This window comes from Arthrobacter sp. CAN_A214, assembly GCF_015751955.1.
Lineage (GTDB): Bacteria > Actinomycetota > Actinomycetes > Actinomycetales > Micrococcaceae > Arthrobacter_D.
In genome coordinates, this window is record NZ_JADOUU010000031.1 from 1 (window position 1) to 19,347 (window position 19,347).

General features: G+C 61.8%; 17 protein-coding genes. 12 read left to right on the forward strand and 5 right to left on the reverse strand.

Annotated features, from left to right (window positions below; genetic code table 11):
* Nucleotides 1–166: 166 nt before the first annotated feature.
* Together IWX65_RS15425 and IWX65_RS15430 are read right to left on the reverse strand one after the other, a co-directional pair.
* Nucleotides 167–796, reverse strand: coding sequence for a TetR/AcrR family transcriptional regulator (locus tag IWX65_RS15425; protein ID WP_196884244.1), 630 nt, complete (start codon nt 794–796; stop codon nt 167–169).
* Nucleotides 797–933: 137 nt separating this feature from the next.
* A complete protein-coding gene (locus IWX65_RS15430) occupies nt 934–1,374 on the reverse strand; it encodes a class F sortase (protein ID WP_196884245.1) in 441 nt (146 codons plus the stop codon).
* A gap of 2,980 nt (nt 1,375–4,354) precedes the next feature.
* Here IWX65_RS15430 and IWX65_RS15435 point away from each other — a divergent pair.
* From IWX65_RS15435 to IWX65_RS15455, 5 genes are all read left to right on the forward strand, one after another.
* On the forward strand, nt 4,355–4,948 hold the full coding sequence (locus tag IWX65_RS15435) for a recombinase family protein (protein ID WP_196884246.1): 594 nt from the start codon (nt 4,355–4,357) through the stop codon (nt 4,946–4,948).
* Between the two features lie 39 nt (nt 4,949–4,987).
* A complete protein-coding gene (locus IWX65_RS15440) occupies nt 4,988–5,287 on the forward strand; it encodes a hypothetical protein (protein WP_196884248.1) in 300 nt (99 codons plus the stop codon).
* A 23-nt stretch (nt 5,288–5,310) separates the two neighbouring features.
* Nucleotides 5,311–5,796, forward strand: coding sequence for a hypothetical protein (locus tag IWX65_RS15445; RefSeq protein WP_196884250.1), 486 nt, complete (start codon nt 5,311–5,313; stop codon nt 5,794–5,796).
* A gap of 159 nt (nt 5,797–5,955) precedes the next feature.
* Nucleotides 5,956–6,900, forward strand: a complete 945-nt coding sequence (locus IWX65_RS15450) for an oxygenase MpaB family protein (protein ID WP_196884252.1) — start codon at nt 5,956–5,958, stop codon at nt 6,898–6,900.
* 761 nt (nt 6,901–7,661) lie between these two features.
* A complete protein-coding gene (locus tag IWX65_RS15455; RefSeq protein ID WP_334683916.1) occupies nt 7,662–8,798 on the forward strand; it encodes an IS110 family transposase in 1,137 nt (378 codons plus the stop codon).
* Between the two features lie 210 nt (nt 8,799–9,008).
* Here IWX65_RS15455 and IWX65_RS15460 read toward each other — a convergent pair whose 3' ends face one another.
* Nucleotides 9,009–12,266 (reverse strand): hypothetical protein, encoded by a 3,258-nt coding sequence (locus IWX65_RS15460; protein ID WP_196884254.1) that lies wholly within the window; start codon nt 12,264–12,266, stop codon nt 9,009–9,011.
* Between the two features lie 729 nt (nt 12,267–12,995).
* Here IWX65_RS15460 and IWX65_RS15465 point away from each other — a divergent pair.
* The 5 genes from IWX65_RS15465 to IWX65_RS15480 all read left to right on the forward strand — a co-directional run bounded on the left by IWX65_RS15465 (nt 12,996) and on the right by IWX65_RS15480 (nt 17,947).
* A complete protein-coding gene (locus IWX65_RS15465) occupies nt 12,996–13,166 on the forward strand; it encodes a hypothetical protein (protein ID WP_196884256.1) in 171 nt (56 codons plus the stop codon).
* 559 nt (nt 13,167–13,725) lie between these two features.
* Nucleotides 13,726–14,418 carry a hypothetical protein gene (locus tag IWX65_RS15470; protein ID WP_196884258.1) on the forward strand — a complete coding sequence of 231 codons (693 nt, stop codon included), beginning with the start codon at nt 13,726–13,728 and terminating at the stop codon, nt 14,416–14,418.
* Nucleotides 14,419–14,767: 349 nt separating this feature from the next.
* The gene (locus IWX65_RS18095; protein ID WP_442859207.1) at nt 14,768–15,658 is read left to right on the forward strand and encodes a YaaC family protein; all 891 of its coding nucleotides are present in this window, start codon (nt 14,768–14,770) and stop codon (nt 15,656–15,658) included.
* Between the two features lie 168 nt (nt 15,659–15,826).
* On the forward strand, nt 15,827–16,411 hold the full coding sequence (locus IWX65_RS15475) for a recombinase family protein (RefSeq protein ID WP_196884260.1): 585 nt from the start codon (nt 15,827–15,829) through the stop codon (nt 16,409–16,411).
* Between the two features lie 435 nt (nt 16,412–16,846).
* Nucleotides 16,847–17,947 (forward strand): DUF4192 domain-containing protein, encoded by a 1,101-nt coding sequence (locus IWX65_RS15480; RefSeq protein WP_196884262.1) that lies wholly within the window; start codon nt 16,847–16,849, stop codon nt 17,945–17,947.
* A gap of 211 nt (nt 17,948–18,158) precedes the next feature.
* Here the strand turns inward: IWX65_RS15480 and IWX65_RS15485 are convergent, their stop codons facing one another.
* Nucleotides 18,159–18,350 carry a hypothetical protein gene (locus tag IWX65_RS15485; RefSeq protein ID WP_196884263.1) on the reverse strand — a complete coding sequence of 64 codons (192 nt, stop codon included), beginning with the start codon at nt 18,348–18,350 and terminating at the stop codon, nt 18,159–18,161.
* 166 nt (nt 18,351–18,516) lie between these two features.
* Here IWX65_RS15485 and IWX65_RS15490 point away from each other — a divergent pair, with 166 nt between their 5' ends.
* The gene (locus tag IWX65_RS15490) at nt 18,517–18,729 is read left to right on the forward strand and encodes a hypothetical protein (RefSeq protein ID WP_196884265.1); all 213 of its coding nucleotides are present in this window, start codon (nt 18,517–18,519) and stop codon (nt 18,727–18,729) included.
* A gap of 9 nt (nt 18,730–18,738) precedes the next feature.
* Nucleotides 18,739–18,891 carry a hypothetical protein gene (locus tag IWX65_RS15495; RefSeq protein ID WP_196884267.1) on the forward strand — a complete coding sequence of 51 codons (153 nt, stop codon included), beginning with the start codon at nt 18,739–18,741 and terminating at the stop codon, nt 18,889–18,891.
* A 6-nt stretch (nt 18,892–18,897) separates the two neighbouring features.
* Here IWX65_RS15495 and IWX65_RS17910 read toward each other — a convergent pair.
* A partial coding sequence (locus IWX65_RS17910) for a hypothetical protein (protein ID WP_334683917.1) occupies nt 18,898–19,347 on the reverse strand: 450 nt, incomplete at its 5' end.

Consider the following 19,347-nt stretch of genomic DNA (forward strand, 5'->3'; position numbering starts at 1 on the left):
GAAACAGTTTTGCTCCCAGAACTCACTGCAGCATAATCAAAGAACTGACCCGCACGGTGTCGAGAAAACTCCACCACTCAGCGGGACGTAACCATTCCTGTGCGAAGTGAGGCCGGGTTCGGTGCGGAAAGAATTTAGGTCTTGAAAGGGTCCGTGAAGGTGTTCCTTAGTGGTTGGCCTGGGTTTGGGGTAGCACTGTCTCGTTGTGTTGGTGGTATTCGATAAGCCAGACAGCCATTTGTCGGGCACGGTTCGCTGCCACGCGGTCACCCTCGGCGGCTGACACAATCGAACCCTTCATGAGAAGCTGCCAGGAGTGGGCAAATTCCACCGGGTCATTCAAGTCAGCTTCCTCGGCGAGGGTGCGCACATGGACTCGGATCTTGGCCAGATAGTCGATACTCGCCCGGCCGAGCGTGTGCGTGGAACCCATTTCCAGTAGCACATTGATGAAGGAACATCCTTCGAAATCCCGGTGCTGGAACCACTCATCCAAGACATCGAAGATGGCCAAGAGTCTCTCGACGGGGGCGCTCTCGCGCCGTCTGACCTCGGCGATCACGTCACGGCTGGTCCAGATTTCGTCCCGCCGTTCTAAAAAGCTCAAGGCCAGATCGTCCTTGGACGCGAAATGCCGGTAGAAGGTCGCTTTGGCCACTGGGGCCCGAGCAACTAGTTCATCTATGCCGACATCCTGGATTCCACGGCGGGAGAAGAGATCATAGGCCGCGGTAAGTATCCGCTCACGGGCAGTGTCGGGGGAAGTGCGCACCAATGCGTTCTTCACCACGGTCATATTCACTACACTCTATCCTCCGATTCCATACTGGCCGGTTCCGCGCGCTTCGTTGCTGTCCAAATCCAATTCGGGACGCCTACGTCCTTCGGGCGATGGTGGGCGGTCTGCTATTCAGTGGAATTTGCTGCGATTGTTCAGTTGCTTGCGGGGAAGGCGCTCACGACGACGTTTTTGCCCCAAGGGTCCTCGGTGTAGCAGCTGATAATGATGAGCCTGTTCGGAACGATGTTCCAGATCTCACTTGCCTTGAGGGAGTCTTTGTCATGGGTAGTGATGGAGTCAACAACATAGTCCAAGGTTCCCGTTCCGGTGGTGACTGTGATGGTGTCCCCTGCTTCGGTGTCGGTGCTGAAACGGTCGAAGGGCGCTTCCCGGCCTTCCCAACTATGGCCGGTTATATAGGTGGTGTTGGTGGATGCATCGCCGGGCGTGCCGTACGAGGCCAGCCAATATCCGTCGTCCGTGAAGGGCGGCACAATCGACTGGCTAGCGATGTCTGCGCCCGTTGGGATTAGCGGCAACACCGCAACATCGATGCCTGCGGCTTCAACTGTTAAACCGATGGGAGCCGCCACACCCGGCATCACGCCACGGTCGGATTCAATCGGTACAGGCACAGGTACCGACGACCCGCTAGGTGCAGGAACGGCAGGGGCACCGACGAACGGTGCAGATGTGATCGTTGAGGGCACTGACCTCGACGGATCCGATGTCGGCGCCGGTGCCGACAGCTCCGCTGGTGCCGGTGCCGGTGCCGGTGCCGGTGGTGCCAGAAGGGCAGGGGCACCGGTGGACGGTGCAGGTGTAATGGAGGAGGGCACCGGTCTCGAGGGATCCGACGGAAGTCCCGCAAGCGGTGGGGTCCCATGGGCCGTCATTTCGGGACTTAGGGCAGCAGCCCCGAAGGCATTCTGCGCCGGCGGGGCAATTGCAGCGTCCTTGGACCCGGAGTGCAGCGGCAGGAACAGAATCATCATCCACAGCGCAGTCATAGCCGTCACCAGCATCCAAAGGGCCGGTCTGCGCCACCATGAAGCGGGCGCAGAGGAGGGCCGCGGTAGAGGATCTAACATGCGCGCCATGGCCCAAGCCTTTCAACAGGGAAGAAATAATAGAGAGGCGTCTCTACTTACTCGGATTGCGGTCGTGTGCAATGCCAGGCGCTGAGCCTGGCATTGCACACGGTTGTCGCTGGCATTTTTACCGGTTGCCGAGGGTCCTACTGTCGCCTACCGGTTGAGGCGTCCCTTACGGACCATGAGAGCTCCGGTCTCAACAAAAGCACCGGAGGAATGCCCCGGGAATCGTGGGGATCCGGCCTGAACTGGACCGTTTCGAAATTCGATGACGGTAGCGACACTGGCAGCCGTCTGGACATTCATCCCGATATTCCTTCCCCCCGTTACTGTGCCCGTTCCGGCAGCGACCTCAACCGGAGGCGTCACTACCGGAGGCGTCACTACCGGAGGCGTCACTACCGGAGGCTGCTCAACCGGAGGAACCACTACCGGAGGAACCACTACCGGAGGCTGCTCAACCGGAGGAACCACTACCGGAGGCGTCACTACCGGAGGCGTCACTACCGGAGGCGTCACTACCGGAGGCGTCACTACCGGAGGCGTCACTACCGGAGGCTGCTCAACCGGAGGCGTCACTACCGGAGGCGTCACTACCGGAGGCGTCACTACCGGAGGCGTCACTACCGGAGGCTGCTCAACCGGAGGCTGCTCAACCGGAGGCTGCTCAACCGGAGGCGTCACTACCGGAGGAACCACAACCGGAGGAACCACAACCGGAGGCGTCACTACCGGAGGAACCACAACCGGAGGCGTCACTACCGGAGGAACCACAACCGGAGGCTGCTCAACCGGAGGAACCACAACCGGAGGCTGCTCAACCGGAGGAACCACAACCGGAGGCTGCTCAACCGGAGGCTGCTCAACCGGAGGCACCACAACCGGAGGCTGCTCAACCGGAGGCACCACAACCGGAGGCTGCTCAACCGGAGGCTGCTCAACCGGAGGCCCCGCGATGATGATTGTTTCTATTGAGCTCGTGCAGGTGACAGTGCCACCGCCGCCGTTTCCGGAGACGTTGCACTGGTTGATGGTTACGGGAAGAGCCGCAGACACGCTGTTCAGCAGGACCGTGCACTGGACGCGCGCTGTGCCTCCCCCTCCGTTGCCGGAACCGTTGCACTGGGTTACGGTGGCGTTCGTGGTGGAGCCGATCGGAGCACAAGCGACCGTGGGCTGTGTGCCACCGCCCTGGCCGGAATCGATGCACTGGTTGACCGTGCCAGGGATTGCTGTTGCTGTGCCGGTGATGGTGTTGACCACGGTAACGCTGCACTGGACCACGCTACCGCCGCCGTTGCCGGAACCATTGCATTGATCTACTACCGTGACCAGCTCATCAGATGGGGTTGTGGTCGTAGTGCATGTCAAGGCGGCGTTGGCTTCACCCACACACGCTTCGATGGTGATGACGGAGCTGTCGACTCCAGTCTCGAGATTGAGGGTATTGGCAACGGTGACGGTGCAGGTGATGGCCTGGCCGCCGACATTCGCGATCCCGTTGCACTGACTCACCGCAGAAGCGGCGGAAGCGGCGGAGACAGCGCCCAATGTGCCTCCCGCGAAGATCATAGAGACTGCCAGCACAAAAGCCGATAAAAGCACAAAATAATTATGTCCGGGAAACGGGTGCTTCCCCGTCCGGACGGATTGGCGGTGGAGAGCCATGAGGTGGTTCCTCGCTGTGAATGAATCAGTCAATGCGGATTGTGCCGCAAAACGGGTGGGTCCGGGACCACAATCGGTTGATCATGGTTCAGGTTCCCGCACCGGCTTCATCTCTTGCCCGAATCAGTCAGAGATACAACGGCGGCTCCGCCAGAGCAGCCCAGGAAGGACTGCTTTTTACTTCAAACACCCTTATCACCGGTGGCTGCAGTGAAGCAGTCAAAGCTAGGGGTGGGTTTCGGCCCTTTACCACCGCGATCTGCACACACCACCGATCAAGGAATGGTGGAACAGGTTCACTGAGCAGCGATATTGGGGGGTCGATACATAGGCACACCCGGACGTGTACCGCTCGATTGTAGGTAAAAAGAGACCTACTCCATCAGTTCATACGCCCTGCCCACAGATTGTGAAACAAGGACCGAATACCGCAAAATTCTCGTGAATTTACTGGACCCCAAATGGCCGGATCGGCCTGTAAGGCCAAACATACGCTTAGACAGACCGTTCTGGCTATAGCGGGTTTCTGTCCACAAAGTGGGAGGACGGCGATGTGAGGTGCGACAACGATGTGAAGGGAAAGCCCTTTACGCGCAGGAAGGACATCAATTGCTCGAAAGGGCAGTTCGAGTAGTCCCGCGCAACTTCCAACCGTCTCGGAATGCAACAGTTTTGTAAGACACCGAGTCGTCGCAATCGAGGCCTGAGAACTTCCCCGAGATTCCGAGGCATCGACTGCCTTGGAAAGCCGCCTCACTATAAAGTGTCTCAGCCGTCGTGTCGCCGGTACTTTGTGAGGCAGACTGCTGGGATGAGGTATCTCGGATACACCCGCGTGAGCACATCGACCCAGGACGCGAAGCTGCAACTCGACGCACTCGTCGCCGCTGGCGTGCAGAAACGCGATGTCTTCGCTGATGTCACCTCGGGCACCAGGACCGCGATTGAGCGTCCCGGGATGAAGAAACTCCTCGAGTACGCCGACGAAGGCGACACCGTCGTGGTGTGGCGCATCGACCGGCTCGGTCGATCGCTCATCGACGTCCTGAATACGGTGAACCTGCTGCGCGAGCGGGGGATCATGGTCCGGTCCCTTTCCGATGGCATCGACCCGGAAACCTCGACGGGCCGGCTGATGCTGAATATGTTGGCGACCCTGGCGGAGTACGAGCGTGAACTCATCGTCGAACGCGTCAACGCCGGCCTCGTCGCGGCCAGGCAGAACGGAACCCGCTTCGGCCGGCCACGCTCAGATCCGAAGGCCATCGCCGCGAAGCTCGACGTCGTTGCCGACGCCCGCAAGAAGGGAAAAACCGCCGAAGAAGCCGCACACCTCGTCGGCTGGAGCAGGGCAACGCTGTACCGGCACCAGCAAGCCCATTCGGCTCAAGCTCATGCGGGCTGACCTCGATTCACAACACCAGCCGGTCGTCAGGAGTGCATCATGATCCGACTCATTCGCTGGTGGCTCACCTCGAGCATCCGCTACAGCTACCGGTTCGTCCGTTTCATCCTTCGGCTGCCGCTGCTGCTACTGCCCATCCCACCACGCGTCCGTAACCAGGTCGCCGGCGCCCTGGCGATCGCGCTCTGGTTCGCCGGCCTGTACGTCCTGGTTATCGCGGCCGCCGCGCCGTGGTGGGGCCAGTTCATAGTCATTGGCGCGGCCGCCCTGGTCATCGTTGGTGTCGTGCGGATGGAGGGCCGTCGGCCGATCGCCCGCCGACCCGTCCGGGTCCGATGACGTCCTGGCGGAGGTAGCCGGCGATGAGGCAGCGCAGGGGAGAAGCTAACCGGTTCTGGGAGAAAGTCGTCAAGGGCCCGCGGCCGAGCGACTGCTGGATCTGGACCGGCGCCGTAGCCGACGACGGCTACGGGCGGTTCTGGGTTACCAGGGACGGCGAGCAACGCGCCCTGCGGCCGCAACGCTTCGCCTACGAACACCTCACCGGCGAGACCCTGCACCCCGGCATCGCGCTCATGCACGTCTGCGACGTCCCACTCTGCGTCCATGCCAGCACCGGGACAGACACACACCTGCTGCCCGGTACCCAGGCGTTGAACATGCTCGACCGGGCCCAAAAGGGCCGGCACGCTAACGCCTCGACCTTCCGGTGGCGCGGCGTCGGCCGCGCCCCGTTCCGCGCCCAGTCGCTCATACTGCGCACAGCCCTCCTCGAGCACGGATGGAACGAGCCGATCATCCGCCCCCTGCTCACCGGCATCGACTCCGAAGCACCAACGCTCTTTTGACGATGGGAGGGCGACCTGATCACCACGGGCGGCGTCGGCTGGGCGATTACCGGCATGGGGCAGCCCGGCATGCAAACCCTGACCACCGCGACCGGTCTCGCTGAGCCGCCCGGATCAGCTGCCCGGAAGAGGGGGTGGCGGTGGCTACAGTTACGCGTGATGCCTAATAGCCCGTTACTCCACCCTGCTGAGCTGGGCCACCGCGTCCGCCGCGCTTTCCGAGCCCGAGTCTCCGGCGACCCCACCGGGGCGCCGGACTGGGTGCGCGAGATCGCCTTGGTCGGGGATGGACCGGGCTGGTTCGAGCCCGACGGCGTCGTCTGGCGGGTCCACGGTGACCTCTCCACCCTCGTCGGCGGGGTCGCGGCCCTCCTCGGGCAGGGCGCGCACCCGCTGGCGATGGCCGGGGTCGCGCGGCACTCCTCCTACCGCAGCGACCCCTGGGCCCGCCTCGCCGGGACCGCGCGGTGGCTCACCGTGAGCACCTTCGGCTCCGCGGAGCTCGCCGAGCGGGAGGCGGCGCGGGTCCGCGGCATGCACGGGCGGGTCCGTGGCACCACCGACGACGGCCGCGCCTACTCCGCCTCCGACCCTGCCCTGCTGCGCTGGGTGCACCTGGCCTTCACCGACGCCTTCCTCGGGGCACAGGAGGCCGTCGGCCACGCCCTGGCCCCGCGGTTCGGCCGCAACTGGGCCGACACCTACGTCGCCGACTGGTCCCGCAGCGCCCGGGCGCTCGGGGCCGAGGACCTCCCGGTCAGTCGCCGGGAGCTCGCCGAAGCCCTGCGCGCGATGGAGCCCGACCTCGAACCCGTTCCCGCCGAGCTCCTGGCCTTCCTCTCCGCCCCGGGCGGGCTGAACCGTGCCGAGCGGATCTTCTACAGCGGCCTCGCCAGCGCCGGGGCGCTGGTGCTCTCCCCGTCCGTGGCCCCCTTCGCCGGGGTGCCCGGCCGCGGTGACCGCCCGCCCGCGGCCCGCTTCCGCTTGCAGCGCACCCGCTGGCAGTTGCGGACCTTCCAGCTGGCCCTCGGGCCGCACAGCCCCTCCGAGGACGCGGCGCGCTACCGGATCGGCCTCGGCGGCCCTCCGGACTGGCTCAGCTAAGCCGCGGCCGCTACTACTGCCCCGACCACGCTCAACGCGCCTGGTCGACACAGATTAGTGAATGAGTATTTGAGTGGTTGAGTAAGGGCCGGCACCGATGGGTGCCGGCCCTTCATTGTTGTGGGGTTCCTGGGCGGCGCCCTTGGGTGGGCGGCGGTTTTCGTGCTTCCCTAGTTTCCGCTGGGGCTCCAACCAGGGCAATGGTCCTCTCGCTTCGCTTCGGCCTGTTTCGGCCAGGTTGCTCCTTCGTCGCATCCCGTCCGGGTGTTCTTTGTCTGCTGTCCTGCGGATTATGCGCCCCCGCTCCACAGCGTCAACCGGCTCCGCCGGCATCGGGCACACCCATCCTGTCCGGCGCTCCTGGGTCGCTTATTTCCTCCCAGAATGGGTGCACCTTCGCACCTACGGCGTTGAGCACTGCTCCGTCGGGGACGAGCGAGGAAACTCGCCAGCAGGCAAAAAACAACTGTGAGTCTTGCAGTGGCTGGTCTGGGACTAGCTGGCAGTGTTGATGCCGGTCGTTCCGCTTGGCGCGTGACTCGAAAAAACAATTGCCCCGCCAGGGTGCATTTCCCCCGACTTGTCCACGCTGGGTGGAGCGACCGGCCTTGACCTGTCCCACGTCGGTGGCTTGATTAGAAGCTTGCCCAGCCCTGCGGTTGTGGCTCATCACAGTATTGCCTCGAAGTGACTCCTCCCAGGTCAGTGCCGGTCGCGACGCGATTGATCTTGTCCGTTCGAAAGGAAGGAGGGTGGCCGCGTTGACTATCGTTGCGCAGACCCGCCCGTTCGTCATCGGCGTGGACTGCCACGCCCGCACACACACGTACGCCATCATCGAGGCCAGCACCAAGCGACAGATCGCGTGCGAGCAGTTCCCGACCACCTCGGCGGGGATCTCCCGCGCACTTGCCTGGGTAGGCCGACGGACAGGCGGCGATATGGGCTGTCTATGGGCCGTCGAGGGTGTCGGTTCTTATGGGGCATGTCTGGCCAAGGCAGTAGCCGACGCCGGCTATGACGTCGCCGAAGCTCCACGGATGAACGCCCGCGGGCGCCGGGGGATCGGCAAATCCGACCCGCTCGACGCCGCCGCCATCGGAACCGCAGTCCTGGTCATAGAGGAATCTCAGCTTCGAACCCCGCGCCGGGATGAAGGAACCCGTGCCGGACTGAGGATCCTGAGCACAGCCCGGGATCAGTTGACCCGGGAACGAACAGTGAATGTCAATGCACTCATCGCCTTACTCCGGGCACATGATCTTGGAATTGACGCTCGTAAACCTTTGGTTCCCGCTCAGATCGCCACGATTACCAGATGGCGGGAACGACAGGAGCAGATCGAACTATCGATCGCGCGTGAGGAAGCAGTTCGGTTGGCGCGCCGCGTTCTCGAGGTGACCACTCAGCTGACGGCCAACCAGAAGCGCATGACAGAACTGATCCAGCAAAGCCCCGCTGCGCCGCTATTGGAGATGGTAGGCGCAGGCGCCGTCACAGTCGCTACTGTTCTGACGGCTTGGTCGCATCCAGGAAGGGTCCGCAGCGAAGCTGCCTTCGCCTCACTGGCAGGGGTGAATCCCTTGCCGGCCTCAAGCGGTAATACTGTCCGGCACAGGCTCAACAGGGGTGGAGATAGGCGCCTCAATCGAGCCTTGCATACCATCACCATGACCCGGATGGTTCACCACCCTGGAACACGGGAGTACGTCGCCAAACGCACCCAAGAAGGCCATAGCTATCGGGAGATCCGTAGGTCCCTCAAGCGCTACATCGCCCGAACCCTCTACCGCCAACTCAACACCCTCTACGCCACCGCGGATCCAGCCCGACCCCATGTTTCAGGGAAACCGCCCTACCAAAGAGAGGTACGGTGTCCTTCGATTGCGGTTCCCTGATTTGGTACCTGCGCTTCAGAATCGGAGATCGGGCTTCAATGACGTGAACGACGCGCTCGATGCATAGACAGAGGACAGGGTTCATGAGTTCGTCTTGTATCGCTAGGGGTTGAGGCAGGGGAAGCCAGGCGGTGTCTGCAACATCGCCTCGCCCCTTGACTCGAGTCAACGACGCGGAATGCGCGCCGCGCAGGCTAAGAACCGTTGTGGTTAGTAGTCGCGGATGCCGCGAACAGCCGCCCGTCGTGCCTTGACGAGGGCCTCTTTAAGTAACGGCTCGTAAATCTCTATGCCGCGTCGGCCCAGGCGGACGATGTCCTCGTCGTCGGAGGCGATGAGGTCTCGAAGAGTGTCGAGCTTGGCTGCGTATCGTTCGTGGTCCTCGCCTGAGAAAGTCCCGACTTCAAGGGTGTGGAGGAGATCGTCGGACTCGGGGTTGAGGGGCCGGAGCATGGTGGCGAGGGTGTCGAGTGGATAGCGGTGTCCGAATTGGAACTGGAGTGCGCCAAGGAGGTCGCGGGCGGAGATGCTGAAAGTGGGGTCACTGACCGTTTCGGTGATCCAATCGATGTCCTTGCCTGCGATGACCCAGAAAAGCTCGCGCGCTAGTTCGGTGTCTCTGACTTGCTGCCAAAGCTTGTTCCGTTCGGCGGGGGTGAGGAGCTGGACCGGCTCTTTCCATTCGTCGAGGTCTCTGTACCTGCGGCGTCTCGTGGTCGTGGCGTGCTGGGTAAAGACTTCGATGAAGACCTCGGGTGAGGCCTTCGCGAGTGCAGTGAGCGCTTGGGTGTGGATGTGGTTGTGTCTGCTGTTTTCAGGGACGGTGTAGGACTTCATGGCGTTGCGCCAGTCCGGGTCAGCCGGCGTGGGGTCGTTGTCGTAGGCCCATTCGGCGACCCAGAGCGCTGCCGCGGTCCCGCGGACTTCATCGCTCGGATGGGTGAACAGCGCGTGCCTTGTTAGTTCGGGGGCTTCTTTGAGTACGTACGCTGACTCGAGTTGTTGGACGTCAGTGGCGGCTAGTTGGTCGACGACCCTTTGAATAAGGGACGAGTTCGTCGATTGGCCGATGACGGCGCTGATGACGCCGTGTCGGCCGTTAGAATCCGCGAGTAGTCGGTCGGCGATCGCGGGGGTGAGTTGGTCGGTGCGGGCGCATACGTCGATCAGTGCTGAAGCTGATCCTGCAAGGCCGTGGTCGATAGCTGCGGTGAGCCATTTGGTTGGTTCCGGGTCCGGCCGGTACGCGAGACAAGCGAAAACTTGCCAGGTCCCTGAGGTCGTTTGGCCGGCGGTCGCGAGCTCGGGCTCGTGGGCCTTCAGCCACTCCATGAGGGCTTCGGGTGCCTGTTGCTGGAATGGAGCGAGAGCTTTATCGAGTGCGGCTTCGTTTCGGCGCCTGATTTCGTCGTAGGGGGTCAGGCGTTCGCGTTCCTTAGTGAGAGCTGCAAACAGTTCGTCTGGTTCATCGAGCCGGATCTTGAGGGTGCTTGCCGCTTTGTTGAACCGGGCTCGCACGCCGGGGGTGGTGATGACCGGGGCGAGGGTGGTCGCAATGTTTCTCGCGATGCGTTTACCTGCGCGCACTTGGGCGTTGTTGGTCTTGCCGCCGAAGGGAAGGTCCCATCCATTCGCGATCCGAACCCATTTGTCGAGCAGGTCGATCAGTATGAGTTGGGCGGCGGGCGTTAGCCCAGGGGTGCGGGTTGCAAGTGCCAGCTGAATGGCGTCGAACAGCGTTTCCATGTGAGTGGCGGACCATGTAAACGACTGCAGGATGAACTGGTGCAGGACCTCGGGGTTCATGTAGTTGCCGTCGAACGTCGGGGCGAGGATTTCGCAGATAAGCGCTGCCCAGACGGTGTCGATGAGGTCGGCGTCGGGCACGGTCTGGAGTGCTTCGACGAGTTTCAAGAGACCGGCGAGCTGGGGTTGGTCGCCGCTGCGCGCGTCGCGTACTTCTTCGACGAGATTGTTGACCACCGGCTTGATGTCGCATCCTGCGTCTTCAAGAATGGAGAGCGCTTTGACGAAGGTACCAACGACGCCGGAGATGTTGTCCTCTACTGCATTTGCGACGCGTGCGGCTAAAAGTTTCGCTTCGCTCTCGGTAGTTGTGAGATACCCGGCATTGAGCGCTGCAGTGACGCGGGCTAGGTGGATGTCGACTACGGCTTGCGCTTGTTCGGGGCCGATCTGGCCAAAGCTTCGTAGGAGTTCGACGTCCTTTTTTGCGTTGGGCAGTAGAGCGATTAGTTCGCTGGTGGTCGGCACTCTTGGCTGCGTCGCGCCGAGGAGTTTCGTGTAGATCTGGGTTTGCATGATGTCGGCAGCGAGTTCAGGGAATGCGTTCTGGATGTCGCGCAGTGGGACGGGTGAGGCAGTGCCGGAGAAGTAGACCTCGGATGCGAGGCTGGCGGCGATGATGTGCGGTCGAACGCTGTAGATCTCGGTGTGTTCTATCTGCTGGGTCTCATGGTTGTAGTGCTTGTGGTCTTGAACGTCAACGAGGCCGGCGATCGCGACGGATCGAATGAGCCGGATGAGTTCGGGTTGCCGGATCTGTAGGAGGTCGGCGACCCGGCGCAACTGGTCTTCGTTGACCTGGCCGAGGAGTGCCAGGGTGCCGAGCACATCGACTGCTTCTTCTGATGCGTTGGACATGCGTAGGAAGACGAAGATTTGCTCTCGGAGCGCGTTGCCAGTCCATACGGACTCCCAATCACTTTTGTGAATGAGGAGGTCTGCAAGGTTCAGCGCCCAGGCTGGGCGGCCATTGGCTTGTGTGAGGAGGTGCACGATCACTGAAAGCCGGGTGATGCCGCGTTCGCGGAGTATTGCTCCGAGCTCTTCGCGGGTGAGGAGGTCGACCTCGAATTGGACCGAGTAGGTGAGGTGATCTGCGACCTGGTCCGTTTCGTGCGGCCAGCACGTTGCGATGATGCGGTAGTCCAGCTTCTCCGCGTCGCGCAGTTGACGGAGCAGATCGACGTCTTGGAGTCGTGCGCCGGAGTCGTCAACCACGACCAGGGCAGGCTTGGTTTCGATGAGGTCGTCGAGAAGTCGTTCAGGCGTGGGTTGCCGGTTGAGGAACAGTGCGCCGTCGAGTTTGCTGGCTACATGGCTTTTCCCGACGCCTGGAACCCCGAACAGGATCACGTCGGAGTCGGACTCGTTTACCTCGGCGATGAGGGCATCACGTCCGATGGACGATCGTTGTTGTTCGTCCGGTCGTGCCCCGCGCGGTTCACGCGAGAAGCTGAACGGTCCGCCCTCGATGCCAAGGATTTTGCGTCGCCAGTCCGGATTCTCCCGGAACTGGTTCGCGAACCATGCTCGGTCGTAGACCTGCACGAGTTCACAATCGAACTCCTTCGCAATCTCTCTGAGCTTCTCGCGCTTCGACCTGTTTGCCTCGGCGAGGTTGACCACGACGACACGCTGGACGGGGACTTGGTTCTTTCGCATCGACCGCAGGCTGTCTCGCAGGCTCCGGTTCGCACCGTCCCAACTCCGCGAGGACGTGATGATGAGACCGGTAATCCGCGAGTCTTCGGTGATTTCGGCGTCAAGTCCGAAGTCGGAGCCTCCGGTTATCGGTACGAGCCCGGCGTGAATAGGACTGAGTAAGGAAGTCGTACAGTCCTCAAAATCGTGCGGATTGATCCTGGCACGCGCATCGGAGAGGCGTCGGTCGATGCGGTCGAGCAAGTTCACCTCAACCACCTCGGCGCTGACGTGCATCCGAACTGTTTGACGGGCCCCATGGAGCGAGTTTATGCGCGAGCGGCGACATCACCACATCGACCTCTTGTGGTTGAGCAACATGAAGTGCCGTCAGATGGCAGAACGAATCCTCTCGGGCAAGATGAAGTGGACGACGTCAATGGTGACGTTTCTGATGACATAAACCAAGGGATGTCCCGCCTCTACTACTTCCCAGTGTGCGCCAGGGATTGTGTAGCCCCGGACGGGGGAGTCTCATAAACCAATAGCTTTTCGAGACAACGCTCCGGGTCCCAACTTCGGCTATGTGTGTGGATCGCAGGGCTATGTGGTCGTCCTTTCGCACCGCTATTTGGCGTGTCGAACGAGTCTGGTTGCGCCGAGCCCGTCCTGTGCGCAGCAGAGGATGCGTGGCTCGGCGGCAGCTAAATCGGTATACGCTGTGGATGTTGCCGACCGAAGGAATCCCCCGTGTCTCCCCACAACGAGCACTCCTCTCAGGAGCACATTCCCGGCCCGGATGAGCCGACCGTCCCAGAGCTCGAGGTTAACGAGACCATCGCGCCGCGCCCGGAGGAAGAGATCGCCGACGTCCTGCGGGCGAAACCAGACGTCGAAGACCACAGCCAGCATCCCGAGTGACGACACTCGGGCATCGGGTGCGAAAGTGACCCGGGTTGAGGCGTCGCGTCCCTTCAGTGATGTTCCGACTTGGCACGGGCGCTCCCAGCGGCACTGGCTTAGCCTCGATCTACCCTTGACGGGCTGGGTCTGCGCCAAGTCACCCATACGTCGTCGGCAACGGATCGGGAGGACGTAACTGCCCTGCGGATCCATGCCGTCGTCTCCGCGGTGCGGACTGCACGCGCCCTGCCCGTAAGACGGATGCTCAGCGGGCACTCCCCAGACGTTCGGCCAGTTCTGTGACGCTCGGCTGCGCTTGTCACCGTTTGAATGTCCCGACATTAAGCCCGATGACGGGGCGCCTTACGCTCGAGGCCAGGGGTCTCGAAAAACTAGAGCTAAACGAGACGTTCGCGGCCACCGAACACTTGAACTCAGCGTCTCGCAACCTATGGGATATGAGGCGTCTCTTCGTGTAGCTCCTTGTTCGGTCGGTGTTTGTCATTTTTCGAAGTCGTTTGCACGGAATGTCCGAAGTCGTCTGCATCGGGTTCAGAGGCGGCACTACTCTTTGTCCATGACGCCAGAGGCAAACAACCCGCAGATGCTCGACGTTGAGATCTATAACGCATTCGTCAAAGCAGCAAAGAAGAACGACCAGAAAAAGATGCTGGCGCTGCTGAACGCGGCATCAGCTTCGCTCAAGCGGAACCCCTATACCGGTGATTACGCGGGCATCAGCGTCGGCACCATCCTCACCATCATGACCGACTCCGTGCGAATCCTCACGGGCGACATCGAATCAATCGCGAGAACGTTTTCTTGGCCGTTCATGGATGCCCAAAGGTCATGGCGCATAGCAGAGGAGTGGCAGGGCTGGGTGCACTCGCTCGAACATCTTGCCATCGTGGCCGGCGTCGAGCTTGGACCGCTTCCTGCGGCACTGCACGAGGAGTTCGCGGAAGTGGACGGCAAGCACCGCGCCCCGAATCAAACAGAGCGATTGCTCAAGCTATGGCGTGCATCGAGGCCGTTCATGTTCCTATGGCTGAACCATGGGCTACTGAACCGCGACAACGATCCGAACGACTTGCAATCGTACGACGAGCACGTCGCCAGCCTAGCCGGCATCATGAGCTACGCCTACGGGCTGCGTGAGAACTGGCCTGCGGCGGCCAACGCGCGCTGGGAGGCCGAAGTGGACTTCATCAAGTCGGAGATCAGGATCAGCCCAGGCGAACTACTCTCGCAGTGGTCCAACTGGGACTGATCACCTCGGCCTAGGCGGTGTCGCTCCCACACCTTCAATATCGGCTGCTGCGGAGTGGAGCCGTCGATCTTCCACTCGCCGCACAAAGTGAAGATCCGCAGGAAACGCGCACCTCCGTCGAGGCCGAGGATCTGCACCTCGGTCAGAACAACCCTCAGCCCGGGGCGGACGTAATGGGCCCGTTACCGGTTACTTGTGCTAGCTAAGGAGTCAACCGAACCTTCAGCAGTCCCAAGGTTGGAGCAGTAATACTGGGTGAATGCCAAAGCGATGGTTTGAACTCGATAGTGACTCAGCTGAAGAATCGTGGCGCCGCCTACGGACGCTGAGAGCCGCGCCACCCCAGTCAATGCCTGGCAACCGCCACGAGTTGTTCACTAGCTCCCTAGAGCAAGCGCAACAGCAATTCGATGCAGCCGCCCACATTGGCTTCGAATCGCGCGCACTGAACCTCTATTACGGCATTTCTCAGGCGGGTCGCGCCATCTCTGCCGCTCTCACCCCAGTCGGCAGCGAAATGGCACCGGAAGTGAGTGGCCATGGGCTCAGGGTGCTGAATCTCAGGTCAGTACAGGCAAGTGATTTTTGGGAGGTCGAGGTTCGAGGTATCGGGGGTGAGAATAGCTCGTACGGCCGGTTGGCATACCTACTAAATTCTGATCCTCTTGATTCCCCAGTGACTCTGGGAGCTATATGGCACATGATCCCCGAGCTTTGCCTCGACTACCCCATTGGGCACTATCCTGAGCTTCGAGGGACCGACAAACCTTACTTCCAGCAAGGTGAACCAATCGATCACAATGCCTTCATAGTGCAGGCTACTGCCACCGAGATCGAAAAGGATGCTCAAGTTCTACGCCGTACCTACCCGGACCTCATTGATGCTGAGCTTGTGCGCTTCGGGGGAGGTTCCTACAGCACGCATGACGATGGCACACGGACCGATGAGGCCCTCTTCACCTCCAGCCGAGGGATTCAGCTACGGAAACTGCGCAATGACACGGTGCTTATGCCGGCGTGTAACGACGGGTCGAAGGCGTTAGACCCGCTCCTCACTTGGTGGGTGCTTTTATACACACTTTCGATGGTGACGAGATACGAACCTGTGATCTGGACTCGCATCATCGATGTGAACCGCTCCCCCATAGCAGTGCTACTCGAGACTGCACTGAGCAAAGCATTAGAAGCAGTTCCAGTCCAAATGCATGCGTCCCTGATCTCTGCTCCGTCAGAGCATTAGCCTCCAGAATGTGTTGTAACGCTAGGGATAGGAGGTGTCTCTTCGCCTAACTCCTTGGTCGGTTGAAGTCACCGGAATCTCTAGGGCCCGAGGTTCTCATATCTATGTCTCGAAACCGTATGTGCGGATCATTGTAGGAACCCTTAGATACGAGACACCTGGAGCGGTATGACGAAGCTGATCGGATACGCACGAGTCTCGACTCGACCTCAGTCGACGGATCGCCAGGAGGCGGACTTGGTCGCGGCCGGAGTGCGGCGTGATGACTTGTACGTTGACCAAGGGGTGTCCGGTGCGCGGGCGACCAGGCCCCAGTTCGATCGGGCACTTGCTGCGTTGGAGGCTAAGGACACTCTCGTGGTGACGACCCTGGACAGGCTGGGACGGTCGACGCAAAACATGCTCGACTTCGCCCAGGAGCTCCGCGGTCGGGGAGCCGGTCTCCGAGTGTTGAACCTCGGCGGCGGCGACGTCGATACATCTACCCCGATGGGCTCAATGTTGTTTACCATCATGGCGGCGCTGACGCAGATGGAACATGACATCAAGCGAGAGCGGATCGTCGACTCGATCGGGAAGCGGCGGGAAGCCGGTAAGGATCTTGGAGGGAGGCCGCGCCTGATCAGTGACAGTAAGATCCGAAACGCTCTCAGACTCGTCGACAGTGGTGAACCGGCCGCGCAAGTCGCCCGCGACCTCGGCATGTCGCGCGCGACCTTCTACCGCCGGTCACGGGAACTGACCAGGAGCTAGAACACGCCATTAGCGAGGCCCAGGCCTCCTGCACGGGCCTCGCTTCGCTCGGGCTGTGAAAGCCCTTTTTCTGTTTTTGCTGCTGTCCTGACGGATTGTACGTGTCCGCTCCGACCGGTATAGCCCCTCCTTCGTCGGGGCCTGCGGTGCGGGAATTTCCCTGCGGCGCTCCTTCGTCGCTGATTTCCTCCGAGAACTTCTCGCCCCTTGCCCTGCGGGTAGACATGCCTCCGTCGGCCACAGCTCCGCGAACTCCGCCAGCAGCCAAAACAACGGGGGAGGGGAGGCTGGCCGGTCACCAAAGCCGCCTCTCCATTGGTCCACGCCAGCACCCGATTCCAGTCGCTTGACAGACATAGAAGCGTCGGGGTAAGGGTCCACTGCTGGTCACCAAGGGGCCCCGACACCACCACCGCAACGAAGGAGCACAACCCCATGAACGAGAACACCCAGCACAACCACCAGCTCACCGCCACGACGGCCGCTGACCTGCTCGCCTTCGTGCCGAGCGCACTCGGCTTCCAGCCACGCGAGTCCTTCGCCTTCGTCACCATGCGCGGCAACACCACCGGCGCGACCCTGCGGCTCGACGCCCCCGCCGACCTGACCCGTCCAGCAGACTTCGCCAAAGTCGTCACGCGCTACCTGCTCGCGGACACCGCCGCCGACAGCGTCCTGCTGTTCGTCTACACGAACGAGGTAGCCGAAGCCGCCCAGTCGGGCGAAAACCCCGACGCCAAGCCCTACATGACCTACGCGCAGGCCATCGAGGCCGATCTGGAGCACGTCGGCATCAGCATCCGCAACGGATGGCTTGTCACCGACAAGGGATGGACGCCCTACTTCTGCGAAGAAAACGGATGCTGCACCCTAAAACCGGTGGACGAGATCCGCGACAGCGCCATGAACGCCGAGCTCGTCTATCGCGGCTACAGCACACAGGAGGACCCAGCAAACATGGCCATCGACCCGGCATTCATCGGCAGCGACGACGCGCATAACACCATCACCGAAGCCGCCTACTGGGTGGACCGGCTCGGAGCGCCCGACGCGCTGGACTTCGCCCACCAAAGCATGTGCACCGCCCGCGCACTGTGGAACGAAGCTCTCGGTGAGGACACCACCGAGCAAGCGGCGTGCGAGCTGACCAGCTACCTGCTGATCAAGACCATCCGGGACCGGATCATGGCCGACGCCATCAGCGGCGCCGACGACGAAACCACGTACCAGCAGGTGATGACCGGCAGGTTCGAGGGACAGCCCGACTGGTCCCGCGTGGAAGCGACCGAAGAGCTGCTGGTCAAAGTCCTCGCGTACACGCCGCTCGAGGACCGCGCCCCGCTGTTCTGCTTCCTCGGATGGCTCCGCTGGTACCGCGGATCGTCCTCCGTCGCCGCCGCCTACTTCGACAAGGCCATCGCGGCCGACCCCCAGCACCGACTCTCACGGCTGATGCGTGAAATGGTCAGCCGCGGAATCCTCCCACTGGTCGCGCAGAACGAGCGCACCGCGTACCACCAGCGCGACCGCCACTAACAGGCGGACCCGGCAACGGAACCAGCGGAACCCATAGGCCGAGGGCCGGACACCCACCCCCACGGGAGTCCGGCCCTCTTTCCCGTACACCAGTCGCACAGGTGAAGTGCCGGGCGTTTCCTTGGGTGCGCGGCGGCGGCCTCCGCCGCCAGCTCCCCCGGCCGCCGCATCACACGCTGGCGCGACTACACTCACCAGCCACGAGCTGCACCTACCGCAGTGGGTTCCCTGCCGATCCCTCTGTCGGGCCAGGGCGACGGGCAGCCTCCGCGTAGTACGAGCGCATCCCGTGCTTCACCCCGAACCGGATGATTCCGTACATGATGAAGCCCAGGATCAGCCACAGCACCGGAACGATAAGAATGCTGAACCCGAAAAACTCCGCACCACTGCCTACAGCCATTACTTCCCCCGCATCGTGAACGAATCGTCAGTCAGACGAGCGTAGCGGGGGAGTCGACGCCACTTCGTGCGCAGCGCCGAGAACTGACAGGGCCGGCCCGTACAGTAAGTCCAACTTCACCGGGCGTACCGCCGTGTACCGACCTACCAACCAGAAAGACACGATCATGGGAACCACGGACTACATCGCAGAACCCACCTCGAGCATCACCCTCACACCGGACCTTAGCGACACCTTGGGCATTCACCCCCCACGGATCCAGGCACCCGCGATCGAGGACCTGCTCGAGGACCGCATCAACGCCGAGCCGGCCGGCTTGGTCGGGCCCGTCGACTACGCGCCGGTCTCCGATGAGCACCGCCGCCTCCTTGACGGCTGACGCATAGCCGTGAACCGCCCAGCCCTGGCGCAGTGCTGCATCTGCCGCGCCACCACGAAACTCCTCGATGAGGGCAAGCCCCTGCCCGATGGCTGGGTGTACCGGTCAATCACCGTCGACGCCGGCCGCTACTACTGCCCCGACCATGCTTACCGGTCCTGAAGCTATTCAGTTAGGAACTGTGAGGACGGGTCCATCAAGAAAATCGAGGATGACCTCTCGGCCGTTCCCCTCCTTGCCCAAGTCTTTAGTCAGTCCGTCATCCGACAAAATGGCGCGAGCAAAATACTTTGTGCCAGGTGGCGGAGCCGTAATCCAGCACTTCCACGTCGCTGTTTCCTCGTTCGCCGTCGGGCTCAACAATGGGCAAGTGGCATAGTAATCGCCTGCCACGGTGTCTAACCGCCGCATCGTTTCTGCCTCATGGAGCTCGAGTCTGACTGAGTACGAGCGGTCCTGATAGGCCATCAGTTGAGCACGAACGAGAACTTCGATGCCCGGCATCTGAGGATCGAGCTTTACCGGCTCATCGTAATTGAGGGTGTAGGTGGGGTCTGAAGCCGCCTGATTCGAGCAGGCTGCGGGCGATGTAATTGGTGAGGTTACGGAAGCCGAGGG

Coding starts and splice junctions, on each gene's coding strand:
- IWX65_RS15425 (WP_196884244.1), bottom strand. CDS start 796: ATGACCGTGGTGAAGAACGCATTGGTGCGCACTTCCCCCGACACTGCC.
- IWX65_RS15435 (WP_196884246.1), top strand. CDS start 4,355: ATGAGGTATCTCGGATACACCCGCGTGAGCACATCGACCCAGGACGCG.
- IWX65_RS15440 (WP_196884248.1), top strand. CDS start 4,988: ATGATCCGACTCATTCGCTGGTGGCTCACCTCGAGCATCCGCTACAGC.
- IWX65_RS15445 (WP_196884250.1), top strand. CDS start 5,311: ATGAGGCAGCGCAGGGGAGAAGCTAACCGGTTCTGGGAGAAAGTCGTC.
- IWX65_RS15450 (WP_196884252.1), top strand. CDS start 5,956: ATGCCTAATAGCCCGTTACTCCACCCTGCTGAGCTGGGCCACCGCGTC.
- IWX65_RS15460 (WP_196884254.1), bottom strand. CDS start 12,266: ATGCGAAAGAACCAAGTCCCCGTCCAGCGTGTCGTCGTGGTCAACCTC.
- IWX65_RS15470 (WP_196884258.1), top strand. CDS start 13,726: ATGACGCCAGAGGCAAACAACCCGCAGATGCTCGACGTTGAGATCTAT.
- IWX65_RS18095 (WP_442859207.1), top strand. CDS start 14,768: ATGCCTGGCAACCGCCACGAGTTGTTCACTAGCTCCCTAGAGCAAGCG.
- IWX65_RS15475 (WP_196884260.1), top strand. CDS start 15,827: ATGACGAAGCTGATCGGATACGCACGAGTCTCGACTCGACCTCAGTCG.
- IWX65_RS15480 (WP_196884262.1), top strand. CDS start 16,847: ATGAACGAGAACACCCAGCACAACCACCAGCTCACCGCCACGACGGCC.
- IWX65_RS15485 (WP_196884263.1), bottom strand. CDS start 18,350: ATGGCTGTAGGCAGTGGTGCGGAGTTTTTCGGGTTCAGCATTCTTATC.
- IWX65_RS15490 (WP_196884265.1), top strand. CDS start 18,517: ATGGGAACCACGGACTACATCGCAGAACCCACCTCGAGCATCACCCTC.